The 25,334-nt window shown below is 45.3% G+C and carries 26 protein-coding genes and 1 other annotated feature; of the genes, 22 read left to right on the top strand and 4 right to left on the bottom strand.

What is annotated here, in order from left to right; translation table 11 throughout:
• Nucleotides 1–85: 85 nt before the first annotated feature.
• The 8 genes from NST58_RS23150 (at nt 86) to NST58_RS23115 (ending at nt 9,628) form a co-directional block, all read left to right on the top strand.
• On the top strand, nt 86–2,320 hold the full coding sequence (locus NST58_RS23150) for a copper amine oxidase N-terminal domain-containing protein (RefSeq protein ID WP_248548414.1): 2,235 nt from the start codon (nt 86–88) through the stop codon (nt 2,318–2,320).
• Nucleotides 2,321–2,539: 219 nt separating this feature from the next.
• Nucleotides 2,540–3,001: a transcriptional repressor gene (locus NST58_RS23145; RefSeq protein WP_036682896.1), complete on the top strand. Its 462-nt coding sequence runs from the start codon at nt 2,540–2,542 to the stop codon at nt 2,999–3,001.
• A gap of 2 nt (nt 3,002–3,003) precedes the next feature.
• Complete coding sequence (gene yidD / locus NST58_RS23140) at nt 3,004–3,267, top strand: membrane protein insertion efficiency factor YidD (RefSeq protein WP_036682893.1); 264 nt, start codon at nt 3,004–3,006, stop codon at nt 3,265–3,267.
• Nucleotides 3,268–3,307: 40 nt separating this feature from the next.
• Nucleotides 3,308–3,568: a binding site (T-box leader), on the top strand.
• 47 nt (nt 3,569–3,615) lie between these two features.
• Nucleotides 3,616–5,628 carry a methionine--tRNA ligase gene (gene metG / locus NST58_RS23135; protein WP_339244311.1) on the top strand — a complete coding sequence of 671 codons (2,013 nt, stop codon included), beginning with the start codon at nt 3,616–3,618 and terminating at the stop codon, nt 5,626–5,628.
• Nucleotides 5,629–5,831: 203 nt separating this feature from the next.
• A complete protein-coding gene (locus tag NST58_RS23130) occupies nt 5,832–6,830 on the top strand; it encodes a zinc ABC transporter substrate-binding protein (RefSeq protein ID WP_076277679.1) in 999 nt (332 codons plus the stop codon).
• 34 nt (nt 6,831–6,864) lie between these two features.
• Entirely contained in the window at nt 6,865–7,614 is a 750-nt protein-coding gene (locus NST58_RS23125) for a metal ABC transporter ATP-binding protein (protein WP_076281385.1), read from the top strand.
• 360 nt (nt 7,615–7,974) lie between these two features.
• A complete protein-coding gene (locus NST58_RS23120; RefSeq protein ID WP_036682884.1) occupies nt 7,975–8,778 on the top strand; it encodes a metal ABC transporter permease in 804 nt (267 codons plus the stop codon).
• A gap of 136 nt (nt 8,779–8,914) precedes the next feature.
• Nucleotides 8,915–9,628, top strand: coding sequence for a cytochrome c biogenesis protein CcdA (locus NST58_RS23115; RefSeq protein WP_339244308.1), 714 nt, complete (start codon nt 8,915–8,917; stop codon nt 9,626–9,628).
• On the opposite strand, the gene splB is transcribed toward NST58_RS23115, so the two are convergent.
• Complete coding sequence (gene splB / locus NST58_RS23110; RefSeq protein WP_339244306.1) at nt 9,625–10,701, bottom strand: spore photoproduct lyase; 1,077 nt, start codon at nt 10,699–10,701, stop codon at nt 9,625–9,627. The two genes, NST58_RS23115 and splB, sit on opposite strands and share 4 nt — an antisense overlap.
• Before the next feature lie 193 nt (nt 10,702–10,894).
• Between splB and mntR the strand changes: the two genes are divergently transcribed.
• The 3 genes from mntR to NST58_RS23095 all read left to right on the top strand — a co-directional run bounded on the left by mntR (nt 10,895) and on the right by NST58_RS23095 (nt 14,289).
• Nucleotides 10,895–11,320 carry a transcriptional regulator MntR gene (gene mntR / locus NST58_RS23105; RefSeq protein WP_036682880.1) on the top strand — a complete coding sequence of 142 codons (426 nt, stop codon included), beginning with the start codon at nt 10,895–10,897 and terminating at the stop codon, nt 11,318–11,320.
• Nucleotides 11,321–11,582: 262 nt separating this feature from the next.
• Nucleotides 11,583–13,271 (top strand): family 10 glycosylhydrolase, encoded by a 1,689-nt coding sequence (locus NST58_RS23100; protein WP_339244303.1) that lies wholly within the window; start codon nt 11,583–11,585, stop codon nt 13,269–13,271.
• A gap of 88 nt (nt 13,272–13,359) precedes the next feature.
• Nucleotides 13,360–14,289 carry a patatin-like phospholipase family protein gene (locus NST58_RS23095; protein WP_076193098.1) on the top strand — a complete coding sequence of 310 codons (930 nt, stop codon included), beginning with the start codon at nt 13,360–13,362 and terminating at the stop codon, nt 14,287–14,289.
• A gap of 87 nt (nt 14,290–14,376) precedes the next feature.
• Here the strand turns inward: NST58_RS23095 and NST58_RS23090 are convergent, their stop codons facing one another.
• The gene (locus NST58_RS23090; protein WP_076193100.1) at nt 14,377–14,715 is read right to left on the bottom strand and encodes a hypothetical protein; all 339 of its coding nucleotides are present in this window, start codon (nt 14,713–14,715) and stop codon (nt 14,377–14,379) included.
• Nucleotides 14,716–14,722: 7 nt separating this feature from the next.
• Nucleotides 14,723–15,721, bottom strand: coding sequence for a DUF1385 domain-containing protein (locus tag NST58_RS23085; protein ID WP_036682868.1), 999 nt, complete (start codon nt 15,719–15,721; stop codon nt 14,723–14,725).
• 156 nt (nt 15,722–15,877) lie between these two features.
• On the opposite strand from NST58_RS23085, the gene NST58_RS23080 reads away from it, so the two are divergent.
• The 5 genes from NST58_RS23080 (at nt 15,878) to NST58_RS23060 (ending at nt 20,260) form a co-directional block, all read left to right on the top strand.
• Nucleotides 15,878–16,369 (top strand): YqhR family membrane protein, encoded by a 492-nt coding sequence (locus tag NST58_RS23080; RefSeq protein ID WP_036682865.1) that lies wholly within the window; start codon nt 15,878–15,880, stop codon nt 16,367–16,369.
• Nucleotides 16,370–16,443: 74 nt separating this feature from the next.
• Complete coding sequence (locus tag NST58_RS23075) at nt 16,444–17,514, top strand: Xaa-Pro peptidase family protein (RefSeq protein ID WP_036682862.1); 1,071 nt, start codon at nt 16,444–16,446, stop codon at nt 17,512–17,514.
• A gap of 46 nt (nt 17,515–17,560) precedes the next feature.
• The gene (efp, locus tag NST58_RS23070; protein ID WP_038572538.1) at nt 17,561–18,118 is read left to right on the top strand and encodes an elongation factor P; all 558 of its coding nucleotides are present in this window, start codon (nt 17,561–17,563) and stop codon (nt 18,116–18,118) included.
• Between the two features lie 146 nt (nt 18,119–18,264).
• Nucleotides 18,265–18,813: a dihydrofolate reductase family protein gene (locus tag NST58_RS23065; protein ID WP_248548417.1), complete on the top strand. Its 549-nt coding sequence runs from the start codon at nt 18,265–18,267 to the stop codon at nt 18,811–18,813.
• 193 nt (nt 18,814–19,006) lie between these two features.
• Nucleotides 19,007–20,260, top strand: coding sequence for an aspartate kinase (locus NST58_RS23060; RefSeq protein ID WP_036682855.1), 1,254 nt, complete (start codon nt 19,007–19,009; stop codon nt 20,258–20,260).
• A 135-nt stretch (nt 20,261–20,395) separates the two neighbouring features.
• Here the strand turns inward: NST58_RS23060 and NST58_RS23055 are convergent, their stop codons facing one another.
• The gene (locus tag NST58_RS23055) at nt 20,396–21,262 is read right to left on the bottom strand and encodes a YitT family protein (RefSeq protein WP_081387084.1); all 867 of its coding nucleotides are present in this window, start codon (nt 21,260–21,262) and stop codon (nt 20,396–20,398) included.
• Between the two features lie 323 nt (nt 21,263–21,585).
• Between NST58_RS23055 and NST58_RS23050 the strand changes: the two genes are divergently transcribed.
• The 6 genes from NST58_RS23050 (at nt 21,586) to spoIIIAE (ending at nt 25,314) form a co-directional block, all read left to right on the top strand.
• Entirely contained in the window at nt 21,586–21,828 is a 243-nt protein-coding gene (locus NST58_RS23050) for a YqhV family protein (RefSeq protein ID WP_036683194.1), read from the top strand.
• Between the two features lie 82 nt (nt 21,829–21,910).
• Entirely contained in the window at nt 21,911–22,912 is a 1,002-nt protein-coding gene (gene spoIIIAA / locus NST58_RS23045) for a stage III sporulation protein AA (RefSeq protein WP_076129644.1), read from the top strand.
• Nucleotides 22,905–23,423, top strand: a complete 519-nt coding sequence (spoIIIAB, locus tag NST58_RS23040) for a stage III sporulation protein SpoIIIAB (RefSeq protein WP_076104383.1) — start codon at nt 22,905–22,907, stop codon at nt 23,421–23,423. The genes spoIIIAA and spoIIIAB overlap by 8 nt, the downstream gene beginning before the upstream one ends.
• Before the next feature lie 13 nt (nt 23,424–23,436).
• Entirely contained in the window at nt 23,437–23,640 is a 204-nt protein-coding gene (gene spoIIIAC / locus NST58_RS23035) for a stage III sporulation protein AC (protein WP_036682849.1), read from the top strand.
• Between the two features lie 7 nt (nt 23,641–23,647).
• Nucleotides 23,648–24,037: a stage III sporulation protein AD gene (spoIIIAD, locus tag NST58_RS23030; RefSeq protein WP_036682847.1), complete on the top strand. Its 390-nt coding sequence runs from the start codon at nt 23,648–23,650 to the stop codon at nt 24,035–24,037.
• 44 nt (nt 24,038–24,081) lie between these two features.
• On the top strand, nt 24,082–25,314 hold the full coding sequence (gene spoIIIAE / locus NST58_RS23025) for a stage III sporulation protein AE (protein WP_076218779.1): 1,233 nt from the start codon (nt 24,082–24,084) through the stop codon (nt 25,312–25,314).
• The last annotated feature ends 20 nt before the right edge of the window (nt 25,315–25,334 follow it).

Below are 25,334 nucleotides of genomic sequence, written 5' to 3'. Positions count from 1 at the left end.
GCAGCATTTTGCGGGGAATATAAGAGGAGTATGAAAAAGACAGAGACCTACTTATATTTACAAATAGGAGCAGAGGAGTTATATCATGGATTTGAAAAAGTTAACGTTAGTTGCTGTTTTGGCCGTATCTCAGGCCGCCGCGGCAGTGCCGGCTTTTGCTGAAGCTGTCAATAATACCCCAAGTAATACTACTGTAGTTGGGACAGTCGTTTCAGCTGCGCCGGAGGTAATGCCAGAATCTACCGATCCATTGCCGCCATTGCCGACGGAGACGCCAGGAGGAGTAGTGTCACCGACACCAACACCAACTCCAATTCCTGCAGAGACAGTTGATCCTACGGCTACTGTTGAACCTACAGCAACAATTGCACCTACTGCAACACCGCTTCCGACTGCAACTCCTGGAGTTACTACAGAACCTACAACAACAGATGGTGCTCGTGCTGTGGCTAACAGTCAGCTTATTCTTATGATGAACAGCAACAAAATGTATCAGAACGGCCAGGAATATTTAGCTAATCAGCCTATGGCAGTGAAAAACGGCGTATCCTACGTTTCGATCCGGGCTATGGTAGAACGTGTAGGCGTGAAATACGTTTATGATTATAAAACGAAAGAAACCATTGTTACCAAGGGAAGCGACGTTATGCGCTTTAAGACCGACAGCAAGGTCTATACAGTTAATGGTGAGAAGAAGACGATGAAAGGTCCAGCTTACCAATACAAGGGGACTTTCATGGTTCCATTGACATCCATAACTGGAGCACTGGGCATTCCATATACCGTTGATAATGTGCAAAAACGAGTAATCCTTACATTAAACAACAAACCTAAAGCTTCCTTCACAGTGCCAACTGAAATTTACGCCGGTGAACCAGTGACCTTCGTAACCTCCAGCTCGTCACCAAATGGTGTAGCTATTGTGGATGAAAGCTGGGGAGGTAACAAGCAGGATATCTATGATCAACCAGGATATTATGTAGTAACTTATTCCGTAATGGATGCGAATCAACAGTGGAGTGATCCTTACACCATGACCATCACAGTGCTTAAACCTAATACACCTCCAGTTGCTAATTTCACTACAGACAAGGATTCATACAAGATGGGTGAAATGATTACTTATACCGATCTAAGTAGCGATCCTGATGGTGATGAAATTACCGTAACTTGGACGAACAAGGCCGAGGCTTTCTTTACTCCGGGTCCAGCGACAATTGCTGTCCAAGTAAAAGATTCACATGGCGCGATCAGCACGTTTGAGAAAACCGTTAATATTTCGGATGAAATCTTGTACAGTAAAGAAGATTTCAACAGATTATTTGCATCTCCGGGCAGTGTGTTTAGCATCGATGGATCGATGGTCCCTACTTGGCAGCAAGTAGCTTATAATCTTTCTTCCGAGCCTTATAAACTAATTCGCAGCAACAGCCCAGAAACGGTGTATACAGAAGGTGTTACTTACCGTGAGACTTCTTTGGGTAAAACCCGCTTCTTGATTCACCACAAGAATAACCTGAATATTAAAGCTAAAGTGTATGTGATTGCTACGAATAACAATTTGTACCCAACGACGCTTACAACCGAATATGTGGGCTTTGCAGGCCCAAGCACATATCCTGAAGGTACTGGTAAAATGTCTGTAGAACGTTATTGGAAATCTATGCTTACAAATGAGCATTATAAAACGATTGTTCTGCAACCAGGGGAAAGTGTCTCAATTCTGACCGATCTAAACCAAATTGCTATGAAACCAAGTGAAATTGTTTCACTTCAAGCGGACTTATTTAGTGATTATCCAATCGATTATAATGTCATGTTGATTGATGCGAATAAAGATCCACTGACTACACTTCCAACACTTCCAGTTCTGGATCGAGACGGAGTGCATAATCGGGGAACTTACGAAGATTCTACTCGTATTATCACGGTTACCGATGAGGTAGGAAAAACTCCTGCAAAACTTCTGCTAGGCGATAATTCCAGTGATAAGAACCTGGCTGGCGTAGACCCCATGGCAGGTACGGAAGCATCCAATGCCGGTAATTTCGGGGTATTATACAAGATCAGATTCGAAAATGTTGCACCAAACTCATTGATTACGTTTAATCCACGTGGCGGTAACTATATGGGGCCGGTTATGGTTAATAACCAAATCGTGCATATGCCAAGCGTGGGAAGTCTCTCGAACGCTGACATGAACAGTGTGGTTTATCGTAGTGGTGAGTATGGAGGTTCTGTGGAGATTTTGTTCACAGCAGCTTCAGGCAGTAACTTGCCGGTCAATTTCCTCATCACTCCACTTCCAGCAAAGAAATAACAAATAGGAATATCCCTATAAGCTCTATTGGGGAATTATCTACAATAAAGGCCCGGCTGAATATTCCGTAAAGGAATACGCAGCCGGGCTTTTGTTTAAATATAATAATTCAGAGGTTGCGTAGGGGCGCTTCATGGTGCTTCATTGACGGGGCATTTATTTTGGGGCATTATTAAGAGAGTGAAATATAAATGAACTGATCTTATGGGAGATGAGCGTATGCTGTCGACAGAACAAATATTAGAAGTCATGTCGGGGCAAGGACTGCGAATCACCGACCAACGCAAAACGCTTGCCCAGTTATTCGGCGAGAATAAGGGATATTTGTCAGCGAAGGATGTATATGAGCATATGGGCCGTAAGTATAGCGGACTTAGCTTTGATACGGTGTACCGCAATCTTCGTGTAATGGAAGAGCTTGGTGTGCTTGAACAGATTGTCTTTGAAGACGGAGTGAAGTTCAAGGGAAGCTGCAATCATCAGGATCATCACCATCATATGATCTGCCTTCAATGCCAAAAGACCTACCCGATTAATTTCTGCCCGATGAATTTAACGGATACACCCGATCAATTCCGGGTAGTCAAGCATAAATTTGAGGTGTTCGGTTATTGCAAAGAATGTGAAGAGAACCGGGAAGAAGAATTAGTTGCAGCATCAGATAAACAAAAGGGACTTTAGAAATGGTGACCCTACGCAGAACGATTCAGGCGCCTATTCGGGTGTATCGCAGGTACATTTCCCCTATTAAACCTGCAACCTGCCGCTTCTATCCAACCTGCTCTGCCTATGCCCTGGAAGCCATTGAAGTCCATGGTCCATTGAAAGGCTCATGGCTTGCAGCTAAGCGGATTGCCAGATGTCATCCCTTTCATCCTGGAGGACTTGATCCTGTGCCGCCTCTTCAAGATGAATCTGCTGAGAAGGATTCTGCCCCTGCGACTTGACATGGGGCCTTACCATTGGGTATATTCACAAGTAATAGTATGAATTCCGAAGAACGGATAAGTAAATCGTTACGTCCATTACAGAGAGCCGGAATATGCTGAAATCCGGTATGGAGCGTTAGATTGAATATGGTCCGGGAGGAACTGTGTTCGAGCGGGAACTGCAATTGTGGTTCACGTAAGATAACAGCGTGATCCAGCGTTAATGGACAGTTCCCGCGAGGGAACTGGCGAAGCCTGCGCTCTGTGAAGAGACAGGAAATTTGGGTGGTATCGCGTGAGTTATACTCTCGCCCCATTATGGGGGCGGGAGTTTTTTGTTTTTTAATAAGAAAGGATGATTACTGAATGAGTGAGAAAAAAACGTTTTACCTAACGACACCAATTTATTATCCAAGTGACAAGCTACATATCGGACATGCTTATTCAACCGTGGCAGGAGACGCAATGGCCCGTTACAAACGTCTGCGCGGCTACGAAGTGCGTTATCTAACCGGTACAGACGAACATGGACAAAAGATCGAGCGGAAGGCAGAGGAAGCAGGAAAGACCCCTCAGCAGTTCGTAGACGACATTGTTGTTGGTATTAAGGAGCTATGGCGTAAGCTGGACATTTCGAACGATGACTTCATCCGTACTACGGAAGAGCGTCATAAAAAAGTGGTACAGGATATTTTTGATCGGTTGCTGCAGCAAGGAGACATCTATAAAGGTGAATATGAAGGCTGGTATAGTATCCCAGATGAAACCTTTTACACAGAAACGCAATTAGTTGATATAGTGCGTGATGACAACGGTGTGATTACTGGTGCAAAAAGCCCAGATAGCGGCCACCCGGTTGAGCTGGTGAAGGAAGCAAGTTATTTCTTCCGGATGAGTAAATATGCGGATCGTTTGCTGCAATTTTACGAGGAGAATCCAGAGTTTATTTTGCCGGAATCCCGTAAGAACGAAATGATTAACAATTTCATCAAACCCGGACTGGAAGACCTTGCAGTTTCCCGTACAACCTTTGATTGGGGCGTAAAAGTTAAGGGCGACGAGAAGCATGTCGTGTACGTGTGGATTGATGCTTTGACTAACTATATTACTGCTCTGGGTTATGGTTCCGAGGATCGCACCTTGTATGACAAGTTCTGGCCTGCGGATGTACACATCGTTGGTAAAGAAATCGTTCGTTTCCATACCATTTACTGGCCGATCATTCTGATGGCGCTTGGGGAACCCCTTCCGAAAAAGGTATTTGCCCATGGCTGGTTGCTCATGAAAGATGGAAAAATGTCGAAATCTAAAGGTAACGTAGTTGATCCTGTGACACTGATTGATCGTTATGGCTTGGATGCATTACGTTATTACCTGCTGCGCGAAGTACCGTTTGGTTCGGATGGCACGTTCACACCGGAAAGCTTTGTAGACCGGGTTAACTATGACCTTGCCAACGACCTTGGTAACCTGTTGAACCGTACAGGGGCTATGGTTGAAAAGTATTTTGCAGGCGAGATTCCGGCATATGAAGGAAATGTAACAGCATTTGATGGTGAGCTTCAAGCTGCGGCTGAGAATACTTATGCCAAAGTAGAAGAAGCTATGGAAAAAATGGAGTTCTCCGTGGCGTTGACAGCTATCGGAATATTCATTAGCCGCACCAACAAATATATCGATGAGACACAACCTTGGGTGCTTGCCAAAGATGAAAATAGAACCGCCGAGCTGGCTTCTGTGATGAGACATCTGGTGGAAGGTCTGCGTACCGCTTCAATCCTGCTGCAGCCGTTCTTGACACAAACACCAGCAAAGATCTGGGAACAGCTGGGTATTGAGCCTGGTGAGTTAACGACTTGGGATAGCGGTAAGACCTTTGGCCTGATTCCGGCAGGAACAAAGCTGGTGAAAGGCAATCCAATCTTCCCACGTCTAGATGTGGAGCAAGAGGTAGCTTATATTGCCGAGGCTATGGGCGCTGGTAAAGCTGCGGCTGAAGTGGCGGAAGCGGCTGCTCCTTCTGCTGCGGACTCCGAGCCAGTGGAAGAGCATAAAGAGGAAATCGGCATTGACGATTTCGCTAAAGCAGAGCTGCGGGTAGCTCAGGTTATTGCTGCAGAGCCAGTGAAAAAAGCTGACAAGCTGCTGAAGCTGCAACTGGATCTGGGTTATGAACAACGCCAAGTGGTTTCTGGTATCGCGAAATTCTATACACCGGAAGAGCTGGTGGGACGTAAAGTGATTTGTATCGTAAACCTTAAACCGGTGAAGCTGCGTGGGGAGTTGTCCCAAGGGATGATTTTGGCGGCTTCTAAAGATGACCAGCTAACGATCGCTACCGTGCCGGACAGTATGCCAAACGGAGCAGTAGTGAAATAAGACAATACTGTTGTAGAAATTTTTTAATGAGGTTGCTTGAACAAGGGAATGCTCCTTCAGCCGGGTTGGTTGTGGGAGCATTTCTTTTTTATAAAGGACGATACCGTCTTTCTTCTGAGTGAGGTTTCTTTGTTGACTTATCGTAACGATTACTATTATACTACTAATAGTAAAATTTACGATTTGAGGGGTAGATCAATATAATGGCGGCAATGAAATCACGTATAAGTTTGCTCGTCCTTGCACTGGTACTTGTATTTACACTAAGTGCATGCGGACCTAAGAGCAGTGGAAGTATAGTTGAAGGGAAAGTAAATGTAGTTACAACCTTTTATCCTATTTACGAGTTTGCTAAGGAGATTGGCGGGGAAGATATCAATGCTATTAACCTGCTTCCAGTGGGTGTGGAGCCACATGATTGGACACCGCGCAGTCAAGATATTATCAACACTTCTAAGGCACAGCTATTTCTATATAACGGTGCAGGCTTAGAAGGCTGGGTTCCTAACTTTTTAAAAGGCCTTGATAGCAGCAGTAAAGTTAAGGCGGTTGAAGTAAGCCAAGGTATTGATTATATCATGACCGATGAAGATGACGGGCATGATCATGGGGCAAGTGAGGAAGAGTCTCATCAAAATGAGGACACGGATCATAACAGTAATGCCTCAGGAGACAGCCTGCATACAGACCCGCATACTTGGGTAAGTCCAAAATCAGCCATTGTCATGGCTCAGAATATTAAAGAAAGCCTTCAGTCCGTGGATCCTGAGCATAAAGAAGGTTATGAAGAGCGTTACAATAAGCTTGCGGAACGTTTGCAGGCGTTAGACAGTAAATTCAAAGAGGAGCTTGCTAAGCTGCCCAACCATAAGATCGTAGTATCACATCAGGCTTTTTCTTACCTTGCCCGTGATTATGGATTGGATCAACATGCGATTATGGGACTTTCGCCAGACGCTGAGCCGCGCGGACAGGATTTAGTGAAGCTTGCGAAAATGGTAAAAGATGAAGGGATTAAGTATATCTTTTTTGAAGAGCTTGTCTCCGATAAACTGGCTAAGACTCTGGCCGCCGAAGCGGGCGTTTCCACTATGGTGCTTAATCCGGTAGAGGGACTTACTGCGGAGCAAGAGAAGAACGGCGATAATTACTTCACTCTGATGGAGAAAAATTTGCAAAATCTGATTATGGCCTTACAATAATAAGGAAAGTATAAGGGAAAGGCGGTACTTAAGCATGCAATCGGTATCCTTGGACTGCCATCAGCATATCATCGATATACAGGATCTTTCTTTTTCATATGGGGAACAGAAGGTGATATCGAATCTTAACTATAGTGTAAGAGAACGAGATTTCCTTGGTATCATTGGTTCTAATGGTGCTGGTAAAACAACATTGATGAAAATGATCGTCGGCTTGCTTCCAGCGAGCAGTGGTGAAATTAAATTATTCGGAACGTCTGTCCGCAAGTTTAAAGACTGGGAACGTATCGGGTATGTTCCGCAAAAGAATGCCTTCAACCCATTGTTTCCAGCAACGGTGCGTGAAGTAGTTCTGTCAGGTCTATATAATAACAAGAATCTGATCCGCAGAGTATCTAAGGCTCAGCATCGTCAATGTGAGGATGCACTTGAAGTCATGCGGATACAAGATATCGCGGAGAAAAGAGTAGGCCAGTTGTCAGGCGGTCAGCAGCAGCGTGTTTTTCTGGCTCGGGCGCTGATTAACCATCCTGACCTGCTGATTTTGGACGAACCTACGGTGGGTATTGATGCCGAATCACAAGCGGGATTCTTTGAATTAATTACCCATATGCATGCTCATCATCATATGACCTTCCTGATGGTGTCACATGATATCGACATGATCAAAAATTATTTAGGTCATGAGCCCGTGCAGACGAATGGTAAAATCAACTTTTACTCCCGCCACTCACATGATCTCCAGAATTGCACAGAAGAGAATCTGCAGCACACGCTCTCTTAAGTCATAATTAAACTCTGAGCAGAGGTTTGCCTCTGTTCTCAGTGCATACATAACTTGCGTGTGGAAGTTAGTCAGTAGACAGGGTTTTTACTAGGAGTATTTCGACCTTGTTCCTATTTCTTGTTTTCTCTTATCTAAGCACCGCCCAGTCTGCAAGCGTGTCCCTTTAGGGACGAAAGCGATCTTTCCCCGACCTATCTATGTTCAGTAACACTAACTCCTACGCTAGTTGCACTTAACGGGTGTCCAGAGGGCAGAGCCCTTGGGGCCCTCCCTTGGAAGGGAGGGTTTGGGAGGGATCGAAAAAGGTTTGAAAAAGGCTTTAAAATGGTTTGAGTTTTGTATGAAGGAGAGTTTAAGTTGGAAATACTATTTAGCGATTTTTTTCAGCGGGCGCTTGCGGGCGGACTGCTGATTGGTATAACAGCGCCGCTTATAGGCGTTTTTCTTGTGCTTAGACGATTATCCATGATTGGTGATACGCTGGCTCATGTTACTATAGCGGGGGTGGCACTCGGTTTTCTAACAGGATTTTATCCGCTGGGCGCAGGCCTTATCTTTGCAGTGGTAGCGTCCTTCGCGATTGAAAAGCTTCGTAAGGCTTATAAGAGTTATGCGGAGCTGTCGATTGCCATTATAATGTCAGGCGGAGTGGCGTTGGCTTCACTCTTTTTCACCTTAGGAAAAGGGTATAATGCGGACGTAATGAGTTATTTGTTCGGCAGCATTTATACGCTCGATAATACCGATTTGATCGTTGTAGGCATAGTGACTATAGCTGTTGTAGTGGTAGTTTCGATGTTCTTTAAAGAGTTCTTTTTGCTTAGCTTTGAAGAGGATGCAGCAAGTGTAAGCGGGCTTCCGGTGAAACTGCTTAACATGCTGATCACCATTCTGACAGCACTTGTGATTAGCACAGCCATCAAGATCGTAGGCTCGCTGTTGGTATCTGCTTTGTTGACTATTCCGGTCGCAATCAGCTTATTGCTATCCCGTAGCTTTAAATCCTCGGTCATCCTGGCGGTTATTATTTCGGAGATTGCCGTTGTAGGCGGACTAGTGGTAGCTGGAGTCTGGAATTTGGCTCCCGGTGCAACTATTGTGCTTTTGCTCATATCATTATTGGTATTAACCTTGATCGGTAAAAAGGGATTGCCAGCATAAACAGCGAATTAAGTAATCGGTATCACATTAGGCAAGCATAAACGCCTTCGGTGTCCTTGTAAGGACGATAAGCGAAAAAAAGGAGCCATAAGCAGCTCCATGAAGTGACTCGAATGCCGGAAGGAGAGCCGCTATTTTGTCTAATATCAATGCAGGAATTGCTTTAGCCGCAGGGGTGGCATCGTTTATATCGCCATGCTGTTTACCGCTGTACCCCTCTTATTTATCGTACATTACCGGGTTATCCGTTCAACAATTAAAATCAGGCAGCAACTCTAAAGAGGTTCGTGTACGCACCCTGACTCATACATTGGCATTTATATTAGGTTTTTCTGCAGTTTTTTACACACTTGGTTTTGGGGCTGGGTTATTCGGGCAATTCTTTAATGGCCAGCGTGATCTGATCCGGCAATTGTCGGCGATTCTAATTATTGTAATGGGTTTGTTTTTGCTTGGGATTTTTCAGCCGCAGTTTTTACTTCGTGAACGTAAGCTTGATTTAAAATGGAAACCGGCGGGTTATGTGGGCTCCTTTATTTTCGGAATTGGTTTTTCTGCGGGTTGGTCACCCTGTATCGGGCCGATTTTGACGGCAATTATTGCTCTTTCGGCAAGCGACCCGGGCACTTGGTTTACATTGATTACCGCGTATAGCATCGGATTTGCTTTGCCATTTTTTCTTTTAGCCTTTTTCCTAGGCGGAGTGAAGCGTATCCTCAAGTACTCGAATCTGCTGATGAAGATTGGCGGCATACTTATGGTATTTATGGGTATTTTGCTGTTCACGGATCAAATGTTCCGGATCACAGTGTGGCTACAAGGAATAACGCCGGATTGGCTGATTTTTTAGGTGAAGTAATCAATACCTGCTTCCGGAAAATGCTCGAAAATCCGCTCTGTGATAAATTCTCGCAGGGCGGTTTGCTGTTCATCCGGATAGACATATTTGTTCTGTCCCCAGCGGCCCCATTTCTTTTTGCGTTTCTCCATGTCCATTTCTAGTTTGGATTTCGGGTAACGTTTCTCAATTACAGTCTTGGCTGTTTTGGTGAATCGGTGCTGAATCATTTCAAAGGTTAGACCTTTTCCGATTTCTGGCGGAAGGGTCTTGGCTAATTTGGCCAGCAGCTCCGCATAGCCTTCCTGCCAGCCGTCATACCAAATAATTGGGGCAATGATGAAGCCTAGTGGATAGCCGGCGCGGGCAACCTTTCCAGCCGCTTCAATTCGCTCTTCAAACCGCGAGGTAGCAGGCTCGAAATTTTTGATCACATAGTCAGCATTCACGCTAAAACGAATTCTGGTATGTCCGTTATGCTGCAAATCGAGTAGAGGTTCAACATGTTGGTATTTGGTCACAAAGCGCAGGCGGCCAAGGGGCTCCGCTGCCATGAATGTGATGAGTTCTGAAAGAGACCCGGTAATATGCTCCAGTCCTAACGGATCTGAGGTACAGGCTGCTTCAAAAGTCGTGATCTCAGGGCTGCGCTCCTCGATATATTTTTTGGCGGCGTCAATGATGTCTTCGGTGTTTACATATACACGAATGTAAGGCTTTGCCCCTAAAGTAGTCTGCAAATAACAATAATGGCAGTGGCCCATGCAGCCAGTTGCGATCGGAATTGCATAATCTGCGGAGGGTTTGGATTGGTCAAACTTTAAGGTTTTGCGCAGGCCGACTACAAGTGTTCTTTTGGCAATTTTATATTTCTCGACCTCTGTGTCACCCGGGAAATTCATTATACGGTTATGCGATGTAGTCATGCGATAGGGAATATTGTTAGCCTTCACCCATTCCATAATTCGTTCACCTTTCGGGTAATTTAAAGCATCCGGCTCGAAGAAAACAAGCTCGGGGACAAAAAGGGCTGTAGCTTTTCTGGTTCTCTTTACGGGAGGGGTCTCAGGTGTCACTATAGTCATGAATTCACGCTCCTTCTGAAAGATGAGTAAGTTTATTATGCCTAACTGAGTCTCATTAGAAGCATGGCAATCATGGGTAACTCCGCAGTATGTTCTCTTGAAGGACTTGCCAAGGGGCGTTAGAAACATGTATCATTGTTAGAGCAAGGTTTGGCTCGGCGCCAGGTTCATTATAGAAAAGAGGTAAATTTTAATGCCAACACCCAGCATGGAGGATTATTTGGAGCGCATATATAAGCTCATTGATGAGAAAGGTTATGCGCGGGTCTCGGATATTGCCGAGGGACTGGAAGTACACCCCTCCTCTGTGACCAAGATGATCCAAAAACTGGATAAGGACGAATATCTCATCTATGAGAAATATCGTGGGCTTGTCCTAACCAACAAAGGGAAAAAAGTAGGGAAACGTCTTGTTGATCGTCATCAACTATTGGAAGAATTCCTCGGTTTGATCGGAGTACAGCAGGAATTTATCTATAATGATGTTGAAGGGATCGAGCACCACCTGAGTTGGGATTCGATTACACGTATCGAAACGTTGGTGGAATATTTCCGCCGCGATGAAGAACGTCTGCAGACTTTATATGCTATTCACAATGAACTGGCAAGCGATTCTTGAAATGTTTTTTCCCGAAACGGATACCGTCCTTAAAGTTATGCCCAGCAAGGCTTTGGTGAGCATAAACTACTTGATGGTATAGCCGTTTCTATTTTGTTTAGTGCAACCTTTCCCAGTTTTTAGCGTCAAAACGGATAAGTCCTTTTTCTGGCTGAGACTGATACCGCTCTTTTGAAGGGTGGAATCGGTACATCAACTTGGAGGATTGATCCGTTTTTTCTTTTTTTATAGGATACATATTATTTAGATTTGGGGAGGAATTATGAATTATCGTAAATGGATGTTGGGATTGCTAGTATTAGTATTGTTTCTGCCTTTATGGTCTCCTGGGGCACGTGCGGCAGCTGTGCAGATTACCATTGAACTGGATGGCGAGGCGCTGGCAAGCGATGTGCCGCCGTATATCACAGCTTCGAATGTAACGATGGTGCCAATTAGCGTCATTAGTAAAGGGTTGAATGCTGGAGTAGTTTGGAATCAAAGCAGTAAGACAGTAACAATCACGCAAGGAGATACAGAGATCAAGCTGACCAGTGGCCAGAAAAGTGCATTAGTTAATAATGCTTCTGTAGCCCTCGACACCTCAGTACAGATTAAGCAGGGACGGGTTATGGTGCCGCTTCGTTTTGTAAGTGAGCAATTGGGGTTACAGGTTATCTGGGATCAGGCAACCAAACATATTTCTTTGTACTCTAATACAGAGCCGCCGCAGGCTGCTGATCCGGAAACACCAGCAGTACCTACAGCGACTCCAGTCGTTACGCCAACGCCGGCCCCAGCCCCTACAGCGACTCCAAAACCGACCTCGCCAACAGTTCCAAGTATTCCTGGTGCGTCGGCTAACAAGGAGATGAAGGGAGCCTGGATCTCTACAGTATTTAATCTGGACTGGCCTTCAGTAGCTTCTGCAGGTAACGAAGCGAAACAAAAACAAGAATTTGATAATCTGCTGGACAAGCTAAAAGCTGTTGGTTTTAATGCTGTTTTTGTACAGGTTAGAACCTCAGCAGACAGCCTGTACCCTTCTGTTCTAGTTCCTTGGTCTAAGGTGCTGACCGGCACACAAGGAAAAAATCCGGGTTATGACCCGTTGAGCTATATGGTCAGCGCTGCACATTCACGCGGTATGCAGTTCCATGCATGGTTCAACCCATTCCGCGCGACAACGGATGCTTCTACATCCGCATTAGCAAGTAATCATGTGGCTAAGTCAAATCCGGAATGGATTGTAGACGCAGGAGGTAAAAAATACATCAATCCAGGGATCCCAGCAGCCCGCCAGCACATTATCGATACAGTGTTGGAGGTCGTCAAAGGCTATGATGTAGATGGTGTCCATTTGGATGATTATTTCTATCCTTCAGGTGTATCTTTTGCCGATGATACTGCTTATAAGACTTATAACACGAAGAACCTGTCCTCTAAGGCGGATTGGCGCCGCGATAATATTAATGAATTCGTCCGTCAATTGGGAGAACAGATTCATAAGGTGAAACCGAAGGTTTCTTATGGAATTAGTCCGTTTGGTGTATGGCGTAATATCAAAAAAGACAGCACAGGTTCGGATACCACAGCTGGAGTTACCGCTTATGACGATATGTACGCCGATGTTCGGACATGGATCAAGCAAGGCTGGATTGACTATGTCGCACCGCAAATTTATTGGAGTCTGTCCTTTAGCACTGCCCGTTACGATAAGCTAGTAGATTGGTGGGTTAAAGAGGTAGAGAATACGAATGTTAAGCTCTATATTGGGCAAGCTGCTTATAAGGTTGGAGCAAGTGACCAGAAAGCAGAATGGCAAAGTGGCGACCAAATCATCAACCAGCTTAAGTATAATGAGAAATATAAAGAGGTTGCAGGCAGTATTATGTTCAGAGCAAATGACATTGTTGTCCGCAATCCGTTTGGATTATCAAATTTGCTGACCTTTTATTTTCAGTCCAAATAAGATAACTGTTCTAGATAAGGAGTCATGAATGCTCCCCCGTGCTCATAGATAAGCAATAGAATCTATGGGAAACGGGGGGTTTTTGTGTATGGAGATTAACGCTGTGTTTGAAGGAGGGGGAGTAAAAGGGATTTCTCTCGCTGGAGCAGTTGAAGCCACGGAAAGGGCGGGGCGAACCTTTAAAAAGGTCGCTGGCACCTCCTCAGGCGCAATTGTAGCGACTTTACTGGCTGCGGGTTATGAAGGTGAGGAAATGAGTCGGATGATCCAAGGAACTTCTTTTTCATCGTTTATGAAGCGAGCTCCCATCTATAATACGGCTTGGGTAGGTCCTGCACTGCGAGTGTTATTGAAGAAGGGATTGTATTCGGGTGAAGCCTTGGAATCGTGGATGAGATCGCTTTTGCTAAAAAAGGGAATTATCACTTTTCGTGATCTGCCTCCAGGCAAACTATCTATAATTGCTTCCGACATTACCAATGGCCGGATATTGGTCTTACCAGATGGGTTAGAACAGTATGGAATCTCTCCTGAACATTTTGAGGTGGCTAAGGCTGTGCGCATGAGCTGCAGTATTCCTTATTTTTTTGATCCAGTGATGCTCAGGTTAAATGGACAATCTGCTAGAGGGAAGTCTTTTATTGAGCAATTTGTATACGTTGTGGATGGAGGGTTATTAAGCAATTTTCCTTTATGGCTATTTGACGGGATGAATGAGAATAGTAAAGTGCCGGGGAGAAGAATCCCTACGGTAGGGTATCAAACAGTAGGTAAAACCGACCCGCAGCCCCACAGGATTAGGGGGCCGTTCAGTATGCTGCAAGCTATGGTAAGCACCATGCTGTCTGCTCATGATGAGAAATATATTGAAGATGATAAATATGTCCGCACGGTAACCATCCCAACGCTTGGTATAGGCACGACCCAATTTAATATTACGAAGATGCAAAGCGACGAATTGTATGCCGCCGGACTGAAGGCAGGGGAAGACTTCTTTAAGGAGTGGCGCCCCAGATAAAAAGCAAGCTTTATAATATCAGAAAAAAAGCATCCCACACGTTATTTTGAAACGTGGAGATGCTTTTTGGTGTTTGTTTTTATTTAGTTAATGGTACTTCGGAAGCTGATCATCGTTTTTCCCTTTATTTCCTTCGATGACTTGGAAGGGATAACTTTTACGTTTGCCCGGTGCTGCTTGTGTCTTGCGAATCCCAGCAACCTTGGTCATGGTTTTCTGCGAAGGTTTGACTTTGATTCTAGATCCATTACTGCTGCGAGCGTATTTCCCTGGTCCCATTTTGTAAGCATAATAGATAATCACTAACAGTACTAAGGGGAGAATCAGCTTCGACAGCGTATAGAAAGGCTCAGTCAAGACTCCAATCACAAAACCGAATATTGCAAGAATTACTGAAATCCAAAAAATTAAAGCATGCCTGATCATAGGACACTCATCCTTTCGCAGGATCCAATATGCCGCCTGACACACTTGCCTCCGTATATCCTCTGGCTTCAATCTCTGCATCAAGCTCACGCATACGATTGAAAGAGGCGATGGATACTTCTACCTGATCATCCTTTGGTTCTTTGGTAGTGAGCAGCTGCAGCCATAGTCCAGGGTATCCCAAGTATTTGAGACCTGGAATTTCTCTTACTGCGTTGGTACCCTTCAGAACCTCAAACGAAACACCGATTACGACAGGCAGCAGAATAATCCGTTGGATCACACGTTCCCAAAGATTATCCCAGGGTACTACGGAGTAAATAATAACGCCGAGGATAATCGTCAGCATCATAAAACTGCTTCCGCAGCGGTAATGCAGACGGCTGTATTTCTGAACGTTCTGGACAGTCAGCTCTTCACCTGCTTCAAAGGCGCTGATGACTTTGTGTTCCGCACCGTGATACTGGAATAGCCGCTTGATCACAGGTGTTTGCGAAATCGCCCATAAATAGACCAGCAAGAGAACCATTTTAATGCCGCCTTCTATGAGGTTGTGCAGTACATAGTTATCAAATGCATTCTTGAATAAAAAATCTTCGACAAATACTGGTACAAGCGTAAAAATGAGCTTTCCGAATAAGAAGGAGAGAATACCCATAACAGCAACGCCAAAAATCATTCCGAGGCTCCAGCCTTCGTCCTTTTTCTTCGGCTTAGCTTTCTCTTTCGCCAGTTCTTCGGGTTCCAATTCATCTTCGGCATAGGATTCAGCCGAATAGTTCAAGTGCTTAGAGCCTTTGGCGCTGGCATCTATAATACTGACAAGGCCGCGAAGCAGCGGAATCTTGCGCAGTTTAGTGACCCAGCTCTTATCGCTTCTTGGCACCTCCAAAAATGTAATCTCCTGATTCTTTCGTCGCACGGCTGTTACATTAATATGCTTGCCGCCGAACATGACGCCTTCAATGACGGCTTGGCCGCCATAGCTGGGAGTTTCCTGGGACAACCAATTCACCTTCCCGTAATTAATATGATTTATATAATACATTGTAACTAATTTTTGAAGACATTACTAGTTGGATCGCCTTTTGCTGCACATACTACCTTATATGGACAAGGAGAGACAAATCGTTATTAAAAATACGGAAAGAGAGGCAATTCTATGAGCAAATCACATCAACAACAATCAGATCATACTAATATTTGGTTTTTTGCGCTCGAATTAGGTTTTTTCGCAGGTTTGATTTGGGGAGGGCTGCACTGGTTAATCTACTGGTTCAGCTTTACCAAGGTTAGTCCCGGTTATTTAGCAGAGCCGTTTTTTAAACATACTTTTCTGACAACAATGTATGGACATCTCGTGGGTTATTTGTTTTTCATCTTATTTTCAGTGATAGCCTCACTGCTATACGTGCTTATTCTGCGCAAGCTGAAGGGACCTTGGCCAGGATTGGTTTATGGTGTTTTGTGGTGGGTAGTTATATTTATTCCCGGCTCGCAAATGTTTCTTATGCAGCCGCCTTTTAAGCTGCCGTGGAACACTGTGATTAGTGAGTTCTGCCTTTTTTTACTTTGGGGGATGTTCATTGGATACACAGCGGCGATTGAGTATACCGACGAACGAAAGCGTGAGCAAGCGACTGCACTTGCCTAACGGCTCGAAAAAACTTCTCAAGGGGATATCCCTATGTTAAAATACAATGTGGCTATTTCGAGAGGAGAATGAAAATGGGTAACGAGCGCGTCTCCAAGCTGCGTAAGGTTTTGCAGGATAAAGGATTGGAAGCAATGTTGATAACCAGCGGTTATAACCGCCGCTATTTAAGTGGATTTACCGGATCGTCCGGTTATGTATTGGTGACAAGTGATGATTGTTATCTGCTAACTGACTTCAGGTACATGACACAGGCTGCGGATCAAGCGGTAGGAGTTAAGGTTGTAGAGCATGGTCCTAAATTTATTGATACAGTACGCGAGTTGCTGCCAACAGGCAGTGAGGTACGTGTTGGTTTCGAACAGGATGATGTCTCATTCAGCGCTTATACCTCATATGCGGAAGCCCTTAAGCCGGCAGTGTTAGTTCCAGTTTCCAAAGCCGTGGAAGACCTCCGTATGTTCAAGGATGCTGAAGAGCTTGCTGTTATGCAACGTGCAGCTGATCTGGCTGATGCTACATTCAATCATATTCTGAATGTGATCAAACCAGGCATGACTGAAAGAGACGTCGATTTGGAAATGGAATTCTATATGCGTACCCACGGGGCAACTGCGTCATCGTTTGATACGATTGTTGCTTCAGGTGAACGTTCGTCCATGCCGCATGGCGTAGCAAGCAGCCGTGTAATTCAAGGTAATGAATTTATTACGCTTGATTTCGGCGCATTACTCGATGGATACTGCTCAGATGTGACTCGTACCATTGCACTCGGAGCTCCAGATCCGAAGCTGAAAGAAATCTATGATATTGTGCTGGAAGCTCAGCTACATACGTTGGCACATATCAAACCGGGTATGACTGGACGGGAATGTGATGCACTGGCACGTGATATCATCGCTAGCTACGGATATGGTGATCAATTTGGACATAGCACGGGTCATGGACTTGGAATGGAAGTTCATGAATGGCCGCGTTTGTCCAAGCTGAGTGACGATATCATGCAGCCGGGAATGGTCGTTACTGTAGAACCAGGTATCTATTTGCCGGGGATTGGCGGAGTACGTATTGAAGACGATATTGTGATCACCGAGAGCGGAATATCGCTGCTGACCCATTCGTCCAAAGAATATACAGTACTGTAAGTAAGAAAAGTAGTAGTTTAATTATCGAATTCAGGAGGGATTTTTAGTGATTTCAGTAAACGATTTTAAGACAGGCTTGACCGTAGAGGTGGACGGTGATATTTTTACCGTTCTTGATTTCCAGCACGTTAAACCAGGTAAAGGTGCTGCGTTCGTTCGCTCTAAGCTGAAAAACCTGCGCAATGGTAACACTGTTGAGCGTACTTTCCGTGCTGGTGAAACTATTGGCCGTGCTATTATTGAGAACCGTGGCGTGCAATATTTGTATGCAAGCGGATCGGAGCATGCTTTCATGGACAACGAAACTTATGACCAATTCGAATTGTCCAGCAAGCAGCTTGAATGGGAATTGAACTTCCTTAAAGAGAACATGACTGTAAACATCATCAGTTACCAAGGTGAAATCCTTGGGATTAACCTGCCTACCAGCGTAGAGCTGAAGGTTGTTGAAACTGAGCCAGGTGTGAAGGGAAATACTGCTCAAGGCGCTACTAAATCGGCCAAGCTTGAAACAGGTCATTCTGTACAAGTTCCTCTGTTCATCAATGAAGGAGATGTGCTGCTTATTGATACTCGCGAAGGTAAATATATCTCCCGCGCGTAGGAAGCATCATACTTGCCGAACTTATAACCAATCAGCCTCCCCCGTTATTACGGTGGGGGGTTTTTGGTATATAAACGAGGATGCATGAGGAACAGTATGGGTGAGAATGTTATACTTACGAATTAAAGGATCAGAAGGAGGCGCATATGAGAAAATTAATTATATCTGAGTTCATATCCCTTGATGGTGTTATGGAAAATCCACAATGGACCTTCTCATTCGGAAGTGAAGAACAGGAGCATTTCAAGTTTGCTGAACTGAAAGATGCTGACGCTCTAATGTTAGGACGGACAACCTACGAAGGTTTTGCAGAGGCTTGGCCAAATATGGTTGAGCAGACAGGTGAGTACGGTGAAATGATGAATGGATACGCTAAGTACGTAGTCTCCACAACTCTCGAAGAAACAACATGGAGCAATTCAAGCTTGATCAAGGGCGATCTTGCTCAGGAAGTGTCCAAGCTGAAGGAGCAGCCGGGGAGAGATATTCTCGTTTTTGGCAGTCGTACGCTTGCGCAGAGCCTGATGCAGCTTGGCCTTGTCGATGAATATCAGCTTCTGGTCTTCCCGATTCTGCTGGGTAGCGGTCAGCGCCTGTTCGATAACGTTGGTGAAGAGAAGACGTTGGAGCTAGTGGACTCCAAAAGATTCAGTTCTGGAGTGATGGCCCTGACTTATCGACCAGCTTCTCAATAAAAAACTGGAAGACGAGTGAAATGAGGTCAGCTAGTGTCTTGAAGCTGACCTTATCTTTTTGTTAGCTTCTGGAAAATCAATAATTTTTTAATGAAATCATTAACGCATTACGCTATTTTCGTATTATACTGGTTTAAAGCGGGAAACCGATTAGAAGCAACTACATAGACCGATATGGGGAGTGAGTGGGACTTTGTCACTTTATGTTATGAAATTCGGAGGCAGCTCCGTCGGCGACACAGAACGCATGCAACGTGTTGCCAAGCGCATCGCAGACAAGCAGGATGAGGGACATCGCTGCGTTGTAGTTGTATCTGCTATGGGGGATACAACAGATGATTTGATCGATACGGCGAAGCAATTAAACGGGCAGCCGCCTGCACGTGAAATGGATATGCTGATGACAACAGGAGAGCAGATTTCCGTTGCTCTTTTGTCCATAGCTCTTCATGGGATCGGGCGGAATGCAGTATCTTATACAGGATGGCAGGCCGGGTTCCGTACAGACGAAACCCACGGTAGAGCTCGTATCAATGATATTGATCCACACCGTGTAGTAGCTTCTTTGGAACGCGAACAGATCGTTATCGTTGCCGGTTTCCAAGGGATGACTTTGGATGGTGAGATCACTACCCTGGGCCGCGGAGGATCGGACACGACAGCTGTAGCCCTTGCGGCTGCTATTCAAGCAGATGTATGTGAGATTTATACTGACGTTGATGGTATCTATTCTACAGATCCACGCATTGTGAAAACAGCCCGCAAGCTGAACGAAATCTCATACGATGAGATGCTAGAGCTTGCCAATCTGGGAGCGGCGGTACTACATCCGCGTGCAGTGGAGTATGCTAAGCGTCATCAAGTTAAGCTGGTCGTTAGATCGAGCTTTAATCATAATGAAGGTACTGTTGTGAAGGAGGAAGCAAGCATGGAGCAAGGAGTCGTAGTTAGTGGGATTGCTTATGATAAGAATGTAGCACGTGTCAGTATTCTAGGAGTACCTGATGTACCGGGTGTACTTGCTCAAGTCTTCGGCAAGCTGGCTGAAGAAGGCGTAAACGTTGATATCATTGTGCAAAGTGGTGTGCAGAATGAACAGGCTGACTTCTCATTTACAGTTTCACTTGATGAACTGGATCGTGCGAAGGAAGTCATTAAAGAAATCCATAAAACTTTACCTTACCGTGAAGTAACGTCCGAGGATAACCTTGTGAAGGTTTCTATTGTTGGTGCGGGTATGGTTAGCCATCCTGGTGTTGCAGCTCAAATGTTTGATGTACTCTCCCAAGAGGGCGTAAGCATTAAGATGGTCAGCACGTCAGAAATTAAGGTTTCTTGTGTAATCGAATCCGGTAATTTGCCATCGATCATTCAGGCGCTTCACACCGCTTATAATCTGGATACAACTGAGCAGGCCTTTGTTGGTGGTCCTAAGGATCGTCGTTAAGAGCCGTTCAATCAATAAAAAGGGAGATCCTACAGCTATTTAGCTACGGGGTCTCCTTTTTGGACATCCCGCTATAAATGAAAAGGAACGCTGCAGGTTTGAATGCAGCGTTCCTTTTTACATCTATATGGGTATTTATCCTAAACGTCTAAATCGGCCTAGAATTTCAACAGTCTCGAGTACATTGACGAAAGAGCTTGGATCCGTCTCAAGGATTGTCTTACGCAGCTCTGAAAGCTCATAGCGGGTCGTTACGGTCATCAGCATTGTATTGCCCTCGTGACTGTAGCCGCCCTCTGCGTTGACTACTGTGATGCCATGAGGCAGCTCTCTAAGACGATTCAGCATTTTATCCCGTTCCTTGGTAACAATGAAGCAGGTTAGCTTAACATGACGAATATGAATCATATCAACCACTCTGCTTTTCACAAAAATACAGAGCATAGCGTATAAGGCTGAGTCCCAGCTTTTAAAGAAGCCTAAACTCAGAATAACGAGCCCATCCATTACGAAGAGTACATTCCCAATAGGAATATCCCGCTTACGTGTAATAATCGAGCCTAATATATCAAATCCTCCAGATGAACCCCCGGCACGGAGAGAAAATCCAACCCCGCCAGCAATAATTACGCCGCCAAAAATACTAGCCAAAATCGGGTCTTTGGTCACTTTCACCGCAGGAATAATTGTCATGAACCAGGTGGTAGCTAAAACGGAAAGCATGCTTAGTAAGATGTACTTTTTCCCCACTGCAATAAATCCCCAGATCAGAACAGGAAGGTTTATCGCAAAATAAATGATTGAGATGTACTTCGGATTAGTTACATACCCGATGACTGAAGCCACCCCTGCTACCCCGCCGCTTAGCAGTTGATGAGGAATTAGAAATAATCTCATCCCTGCGGCGACTAAAAAAGCTGAAAAAATAATGATTGCCGCTTCTCTTACTGGTCTGACTACGGACCGCATGCTGAGCGGTAGCCCGTAATTTCGTACGTGCATGACACAAATCCCCTCTTTTTCTTATGTCTTTTTAGTTTGCCTTTTTTTGAAAATATAAACTCACTATATTTCCAATTAAAAAGGATACCACAGATGAAGGCGTTCGTAAAAATTATTTTATCGTACTGATTATATTTATTTATGAACCCACTCACTATGAATTCTTTCACAGTCTGATCTGCAAATCTGTCATTTCTCATTGTCTAAAGTGAAAAAGCCACGCATATCCATGAATAATAGAAAGCTAAACAAGCCTCAGATCTCTTTTGGTATGAATGAATTAGTAAAAGGAGTGGAGTAGATTGGACAAGTATGTAAGCTGGATGGCGACTCTGCGGTTGTTCTCGGGCAGTGCAGAGATTATAGCTGCGCTGATAATGCTCAGATTAAATCAGGTCGATAAGGCGCTGGCTGTCAATTCTGGACTGGCTTTGGTAGGCCCGACCATATTGATATTGACGACAGCTATTGGTCTGACTGGGATGGCACAGCAGCTGTCATGGAGCAAATTAGGCTGGGTGGGCTGCGGTGTAGCCTTTCTCTTAATCGGGATTTTGAAAAAATGATAGATGATAGGCATATTGGGCGCGTACAAGCATAAATATGGAATAAAGCAATTAAGTAGAGGACAGCTTGGGGGTACTTTGTATGGCAGATGATTGGCTGCAATTGTTTCCTGAAAAAGTAAGAGCGCTGTTAAAGTGCCTTCCCCTTCCGCTGCTAGGAATGGTGGAGGAGATTCGTGTCCGTGAAGGTCGTCCGCTGGAAATTAACTACTCTGGTAAATATCACTTTCTAAGAGTGAATGGCAGTTTGACGCAGAGGCCTGAAGAAGCTTACAAGCCGGATCGGGAAGACACTCATCGACTGCTAGACCTGATCAGCAACCATTCGCTATATACGATGGAAGAAGAGCTGAGAAAAGGATTTATTACGATTCCCGGCGGTCATCGGATAGGACTTGCTGGCCGGACAGTACTGAGTGGCGGAGGTGTAGAGCATCTTCGTGATATCACTGGCTTTAATGTCCGTATTGCTCGAGAAGTACCTGGAATCGCAGATGGAGTGCTGCCTTATTTACTGGACAAGGGGCGGCAGCGAATGATGCACACCTTGATTCTCTCCCCTCCACAACATGGCAAGACTACCCTGCTCCGCGATCTTGCAAGACAAATCTCCTTAGGGGAATTGGGCAAGCGCGAAGGGATTAGACCGGGGCTGAAGGTGGGAATTGTTGACGAACGGTCTGAAATTGCTGGCAGCCGGCGTGGTGTTCCCGCTTTTGACGTGGGTCCGCGGACTGATGTTCTTGATGGCTGTCCCAAGGCAGAAGGCATGATGATGATGATCCGGTCGCTATCGCCAGATGTATTAATCGCGGATGAGATTGGGCGTCCTGAAGATGCCGAAGCAGTTACCGAGGCCCTGCATGCCGGAATATCTGTCATTGCTTCCGCTCACGGAAAAGATGTAACAGAGTTGGCTCGTAGGCCGGGTCTTGGAGGACTGCTGGAACAAAAGATGTTCGAGAGATATGTCATACTCCATCGTTCAGAAGCAGGCCTCACGTTTCGTATTCTGGATGGCCAGAAAAGAGGAATGCTGCTTATCTCTCCCGGGGATCGACTAGGTGGTGATTTGCATGCTTAAGCTGTTCGGTGCTGTGCTCATTGTGGTGGCTGGTACGCTTGCAGGTCTCCAGTTTGCTCGTCAATATGCAGACAGGCCCAGACATATCAGAGGTTTAATAGCAGCACTACAGCGGTTGGAAACAGAGATCATGTACGGCTTCACCCCACTGCCGGAAGCCATGCGGCGGATTGGGAATCAGTCGAAGGACCCGCTGAAATCGTTGTTTGTCAAAACAGCGGAGGAGATGAGCCCTCCCTATGACAGAAGCGCCCAGGATGCCATCCAGCGGGCGATGGAAGCATATTGGAAGTCTACCGCTATGAAGGGGACAGAAAGAGAGATTCTTCGCCAGCTCAGCTGTACTCTCGGCACAAGCGATAGGTCGAATCAGAGCACTCATATCGCGTTAGCATTGCAGCAATTGAAGCAGGAGGAGTCGGTGGCCAGAGAGGATCAAGGCAAATATGAAAAGTTAAGTAAAAGCCTGGGTCTGCTGCTTGGAGTACTGATCGTCATTTTGATCTTTTAGCGAGGTGCCAGGAATGAATATTGAAGTCAATGCGATTTTTCAAATTGCCGGCATTGGCATAATTATCGCCATGATACACACGGTGCTCAAACAGATGGGAAAAGAGGATTTCGCACATTGGGTCACCGTGATCGGGTTCGTAGTCGTGCTGTTCATGGTGATTCGTATGCTGGACGGGTTGCTGCAGGAAATAAAAACGATCTTTCTTTTTCAATAGGCGTGCCATGGAGATTATTCAAGTTGTTGGGATTGGGCTGATATCGACCATATTGATTCTCGTACTGAAGGAACAAAAACCGATGTTCGCCTTCCTTCTTGCTACTACAACAGGAATTCTAATTTTTATGTTTCTCATCGGCAAGATCGGAATGATCCTCTCTACACTGGAGCGGGTGGCTGAGTCATCGGGGATGGAAATGATTTATTTGAAGACTGTTTTCAAAATCATCGGCATTTCCTATATCGCGGAGTTCGGTGCACAGATTGTACGAGATGCCGGTCAGGAATCGATTGCTTCCAAAATAGAACTCGCCGGCAAAGTGCTAATTATGGTACTAGCCGTACCCATCATCAGCATCATTATCGAAACCGTCATGAAACTACTGCCTGCTTAAAGCAATCGTGAAGAGAGCTGAGCAACGGATCGGGAGGAGAAATTATGCAAGAGCACAGTGTTTTCCGTCCTCCAAAACTAAAAATAATACTGCTGCTGCTTCCATTCTTTTTCATTCTATGGTTTGCAGGTACAGCTCAGAGTGTGCAAGCTTCCTCAACACCAGAATCCGGCAGTTCCTCCCCGGTAGACCAGTGGGTCAAGAGCCAGGTGAATAATTTACCCAAAGATAAAGTCGAGTCGTACTGGGATCAGCTGATGAAGGATTATGGTGGTTTTTTCCCGGACGGGGCCACACCCACGCTAATGGACATGCTGCTTCCGGGAGATAAGGGGCTCAGCTTAAAGGGTGTGTTATCTGGGCTTCTAGGCTTTATGTGGCATGAGGTACTGTACAACGGAAAGCTGCTCGTGACGATTGTGATGATCAGTGTGCTCAGCATGATTCTGGAGACGCTGCAAACCGCTTTTGAGCGAAAAACGGTCAGTAAGGTCGCTTATACGCTCTGTTATATGGTGGTGCTGGTAATTGCCGTGAACAGCTTCAATATCGCTATTGGTTATGCAAAGGATGCTATCGATCGGATGATCGATTTCATGATGGCGATGATTCCACTGCTGTTCGCGCTGCTGGCTTCGATGGGGAATATCGTTACGGTCTCCGTCACCCATCCGTTAATTGTTTTTATGATTCATACGGTTGGCACCATGATCCACACCCTTGTTTTTCCGCTTCTGTTCTTCTCGGCTGTGCTGCATCTGGTCAGCGCATTGTCGGAGAAATATAAACTAACCCAGCTGGCTAATCTGCTGCGAAACATCGGTGCTGGATTGTTAGGTGTACTGCTAACTGTGTTCCTAGGTGTAATTTCCGTTCGAGGGATAACAAGCTCAGTAACGGATGGGGTCACCATTCGGGCCGCTAAATATATTACAGGGAATTTTGTTCCGGTCATCGGCAAAATGTTCGCGGATGCCACAGACACAGTAATCTCAGCTTCACTGCTGGTGAAGAATGCGATCGGGTTATCGGGTGTCATTATCATATTGTTCCTGTGTGCTTTTCCGGCAATCAAAATCCTGGTGCTTGCCCTTATCTACAATATAGCCGCCGCTGTGATGCAGCCGCTGGGAGAGACGCCGATTGTGGTCTGTCTCCAGACGATTGGAAAAAGCATGGTATACGTGTTCGCTGCTTTGGCTGCTGTTTCCTTAATGTTTTTTATGGCGGTTACGATCATGCTGACTGCGGGCAATTTGACCGTAATGATGAGGTGAAGCAACCAAACTTTTAGGAG

Origin of the sequence: Paenibacillus sp. FSL R10-2796 (assembly GCF_037965315.1) — a bacterium.
In the GTDB taxonomy this organism is placed as follows: domain Bacteria; phylum Bacillota; class Bacilli; order Paenibacillales; family Paenibacillaceae; genus Paenibacillus_AQ; species Paenibacillus_AQ odorifer.
This window is presented reverse-complemented; position numbering and strand designations above follow the sequence as displayed.

Excerpts from the sequence above, each read along its gene's own strand:
- NST58_RS23150 (WP_248548414.1), top strand. The coding sequence starts at position 86 with ATGGATTTGAAAAAGTTAACGTTAGTTGCTGTTTTGGCCGTATCTCAG.
- NST58_RS23145 (WP_036682896.1), top strand. The coding sequence starts at position 2,540 with ATGCTGTCGACAGAACAAATATTAGAAGTCATGTCGGGGCAAGGACTG.
- yidD (WP_036682893.1), top strand. The coding sequence starts at position 3,004 with ATGGTGACCCTACGCAGAACGATTCAGGCGCCTATTCGGGTGTATCGC.
- metG (WP_339244311.1), top strand. The coding sequence starts at position 3,616 with ATGAGTGAGAAAAAAACGTTTTACCTAACGACACCAATTTATTATCCA.
- NST58_RS23130 (WP_076277679.1), top strand. The coding sequence starts at position 5,832 with ATGGCGGCAATGAAATCACGTATAAGTTTGCTCGTCCTTGCACTGGTA.
- NST58_RS23125 (WP_076281385.1), top strand. The coding sequence starts at position 6,865 with ATGCAATCGGTATCCTTGGACTGCCATCAGCATATCATCGATATACAG.
- splB (WP_339244306.1), bottom strand. The coding sequence starts at position 10,701 with ATGACTATAGTGACACCTGAGACCCCTCCCGTAAAGAGAACCAGAAAA.
- mntR (WP_036682880.1), top strand. The coding sequence starts at position 10,895 with ATGCCAACACCCAGCATGGAGGATTATTTGGAGCGCATATATAAGCTC.
- NST58_RS23100 (WP_339244303.1), top strand. The coding sequence starts at position 11,583 with ATGAATTATCGTAAATGGATGTTGGGATTGCTAGTATTAGTATTGTTT.
- NST58_RS23095 (WP_076193098.1), top strand. The coding sequence starts at position 13,360 with ATGGAGATTAACGCTGTGTTTGAAGGAGGGGGAGTAAAAGGGATTTCT.
- NST58_RS23090 (WP_076193100.1), bottom strand. The coding sequence starts at position 14,715 with ATGATCAGGCATGCTTTAATTTTTTGGATTTCAGTAATTCTTGCAATA.
- NST58_RS23080 (WP_036682865.1), top strand. The coding sequence starts at position 15,878 with ATGAGCAAATCACATCAACAACAATCAGATCATACTAATATTTGGTTT.
- NST58_RS23075 (WP_036682862.1), top strand. The coding sequence starts at position 16,444 with ATGGGTAACGAGCGCGTCTCCAAGCTGCGTAAGGTTTTGCAGGATAAA.
- NST58_RS23065 (WP_248548417.1), top strand. The coding sequence starts at position 18,265 with ATGAGAAAATTAATTATATCTGAGTTCATATCCCTTGATGGTGTTATG.
- NST58_RS23055 (WP_081387084.1), bottom strand. The coding sequence starts at position 21,262 with ATGCACGTACGAAATTACGGGCTACCGCTCAGCATGCGGTCCGTAGTC.
- NST58_RS23050 (WP_036683194.1), top strand. The coding sequence starts at position 21,586 with ATGGCGACTCTGCGGTTGTTCTCGGGCAGTGCAGAGATTATAGCTGCG.
- spoIIIAA (WP_076129644.1), top strand. The coding sequence starts at position 21,911 with ATGGCAGATGATTGGCTGCAATTGTTTCCTGAAAAAGTAAGAGCGCTG.
- spoIIIAB (WP_076104383.1), top strand. The coding sequence starts at position 22,905 with ATGCTTAAGCTGTTCGGTGCTGTGCTCATTGTGGTGGCTGGTACGCTT.
- spoIIIAC (WP_036682849.1), top strand. The coding sequence starts at position 23,437 with ATGAATATTGAAGTCAATGCGATTTTTCAAATTGCCGGCATTGGCATA.
- spoIIIAD (WP_036682847.1), top strand. The coding sequence starts at position 23,648 with ATGGAGATTATTCAAGTTGTTGGGATTGGGCTGATATCGACCATATTG.
- spoIIIAE (WP_076218779.1), top strand. The coding sequence starts at position 24,082 with ATGCAAGAGCACAGTGTTTTCCGTCCTCCAAAACTAAAAATAATACTG.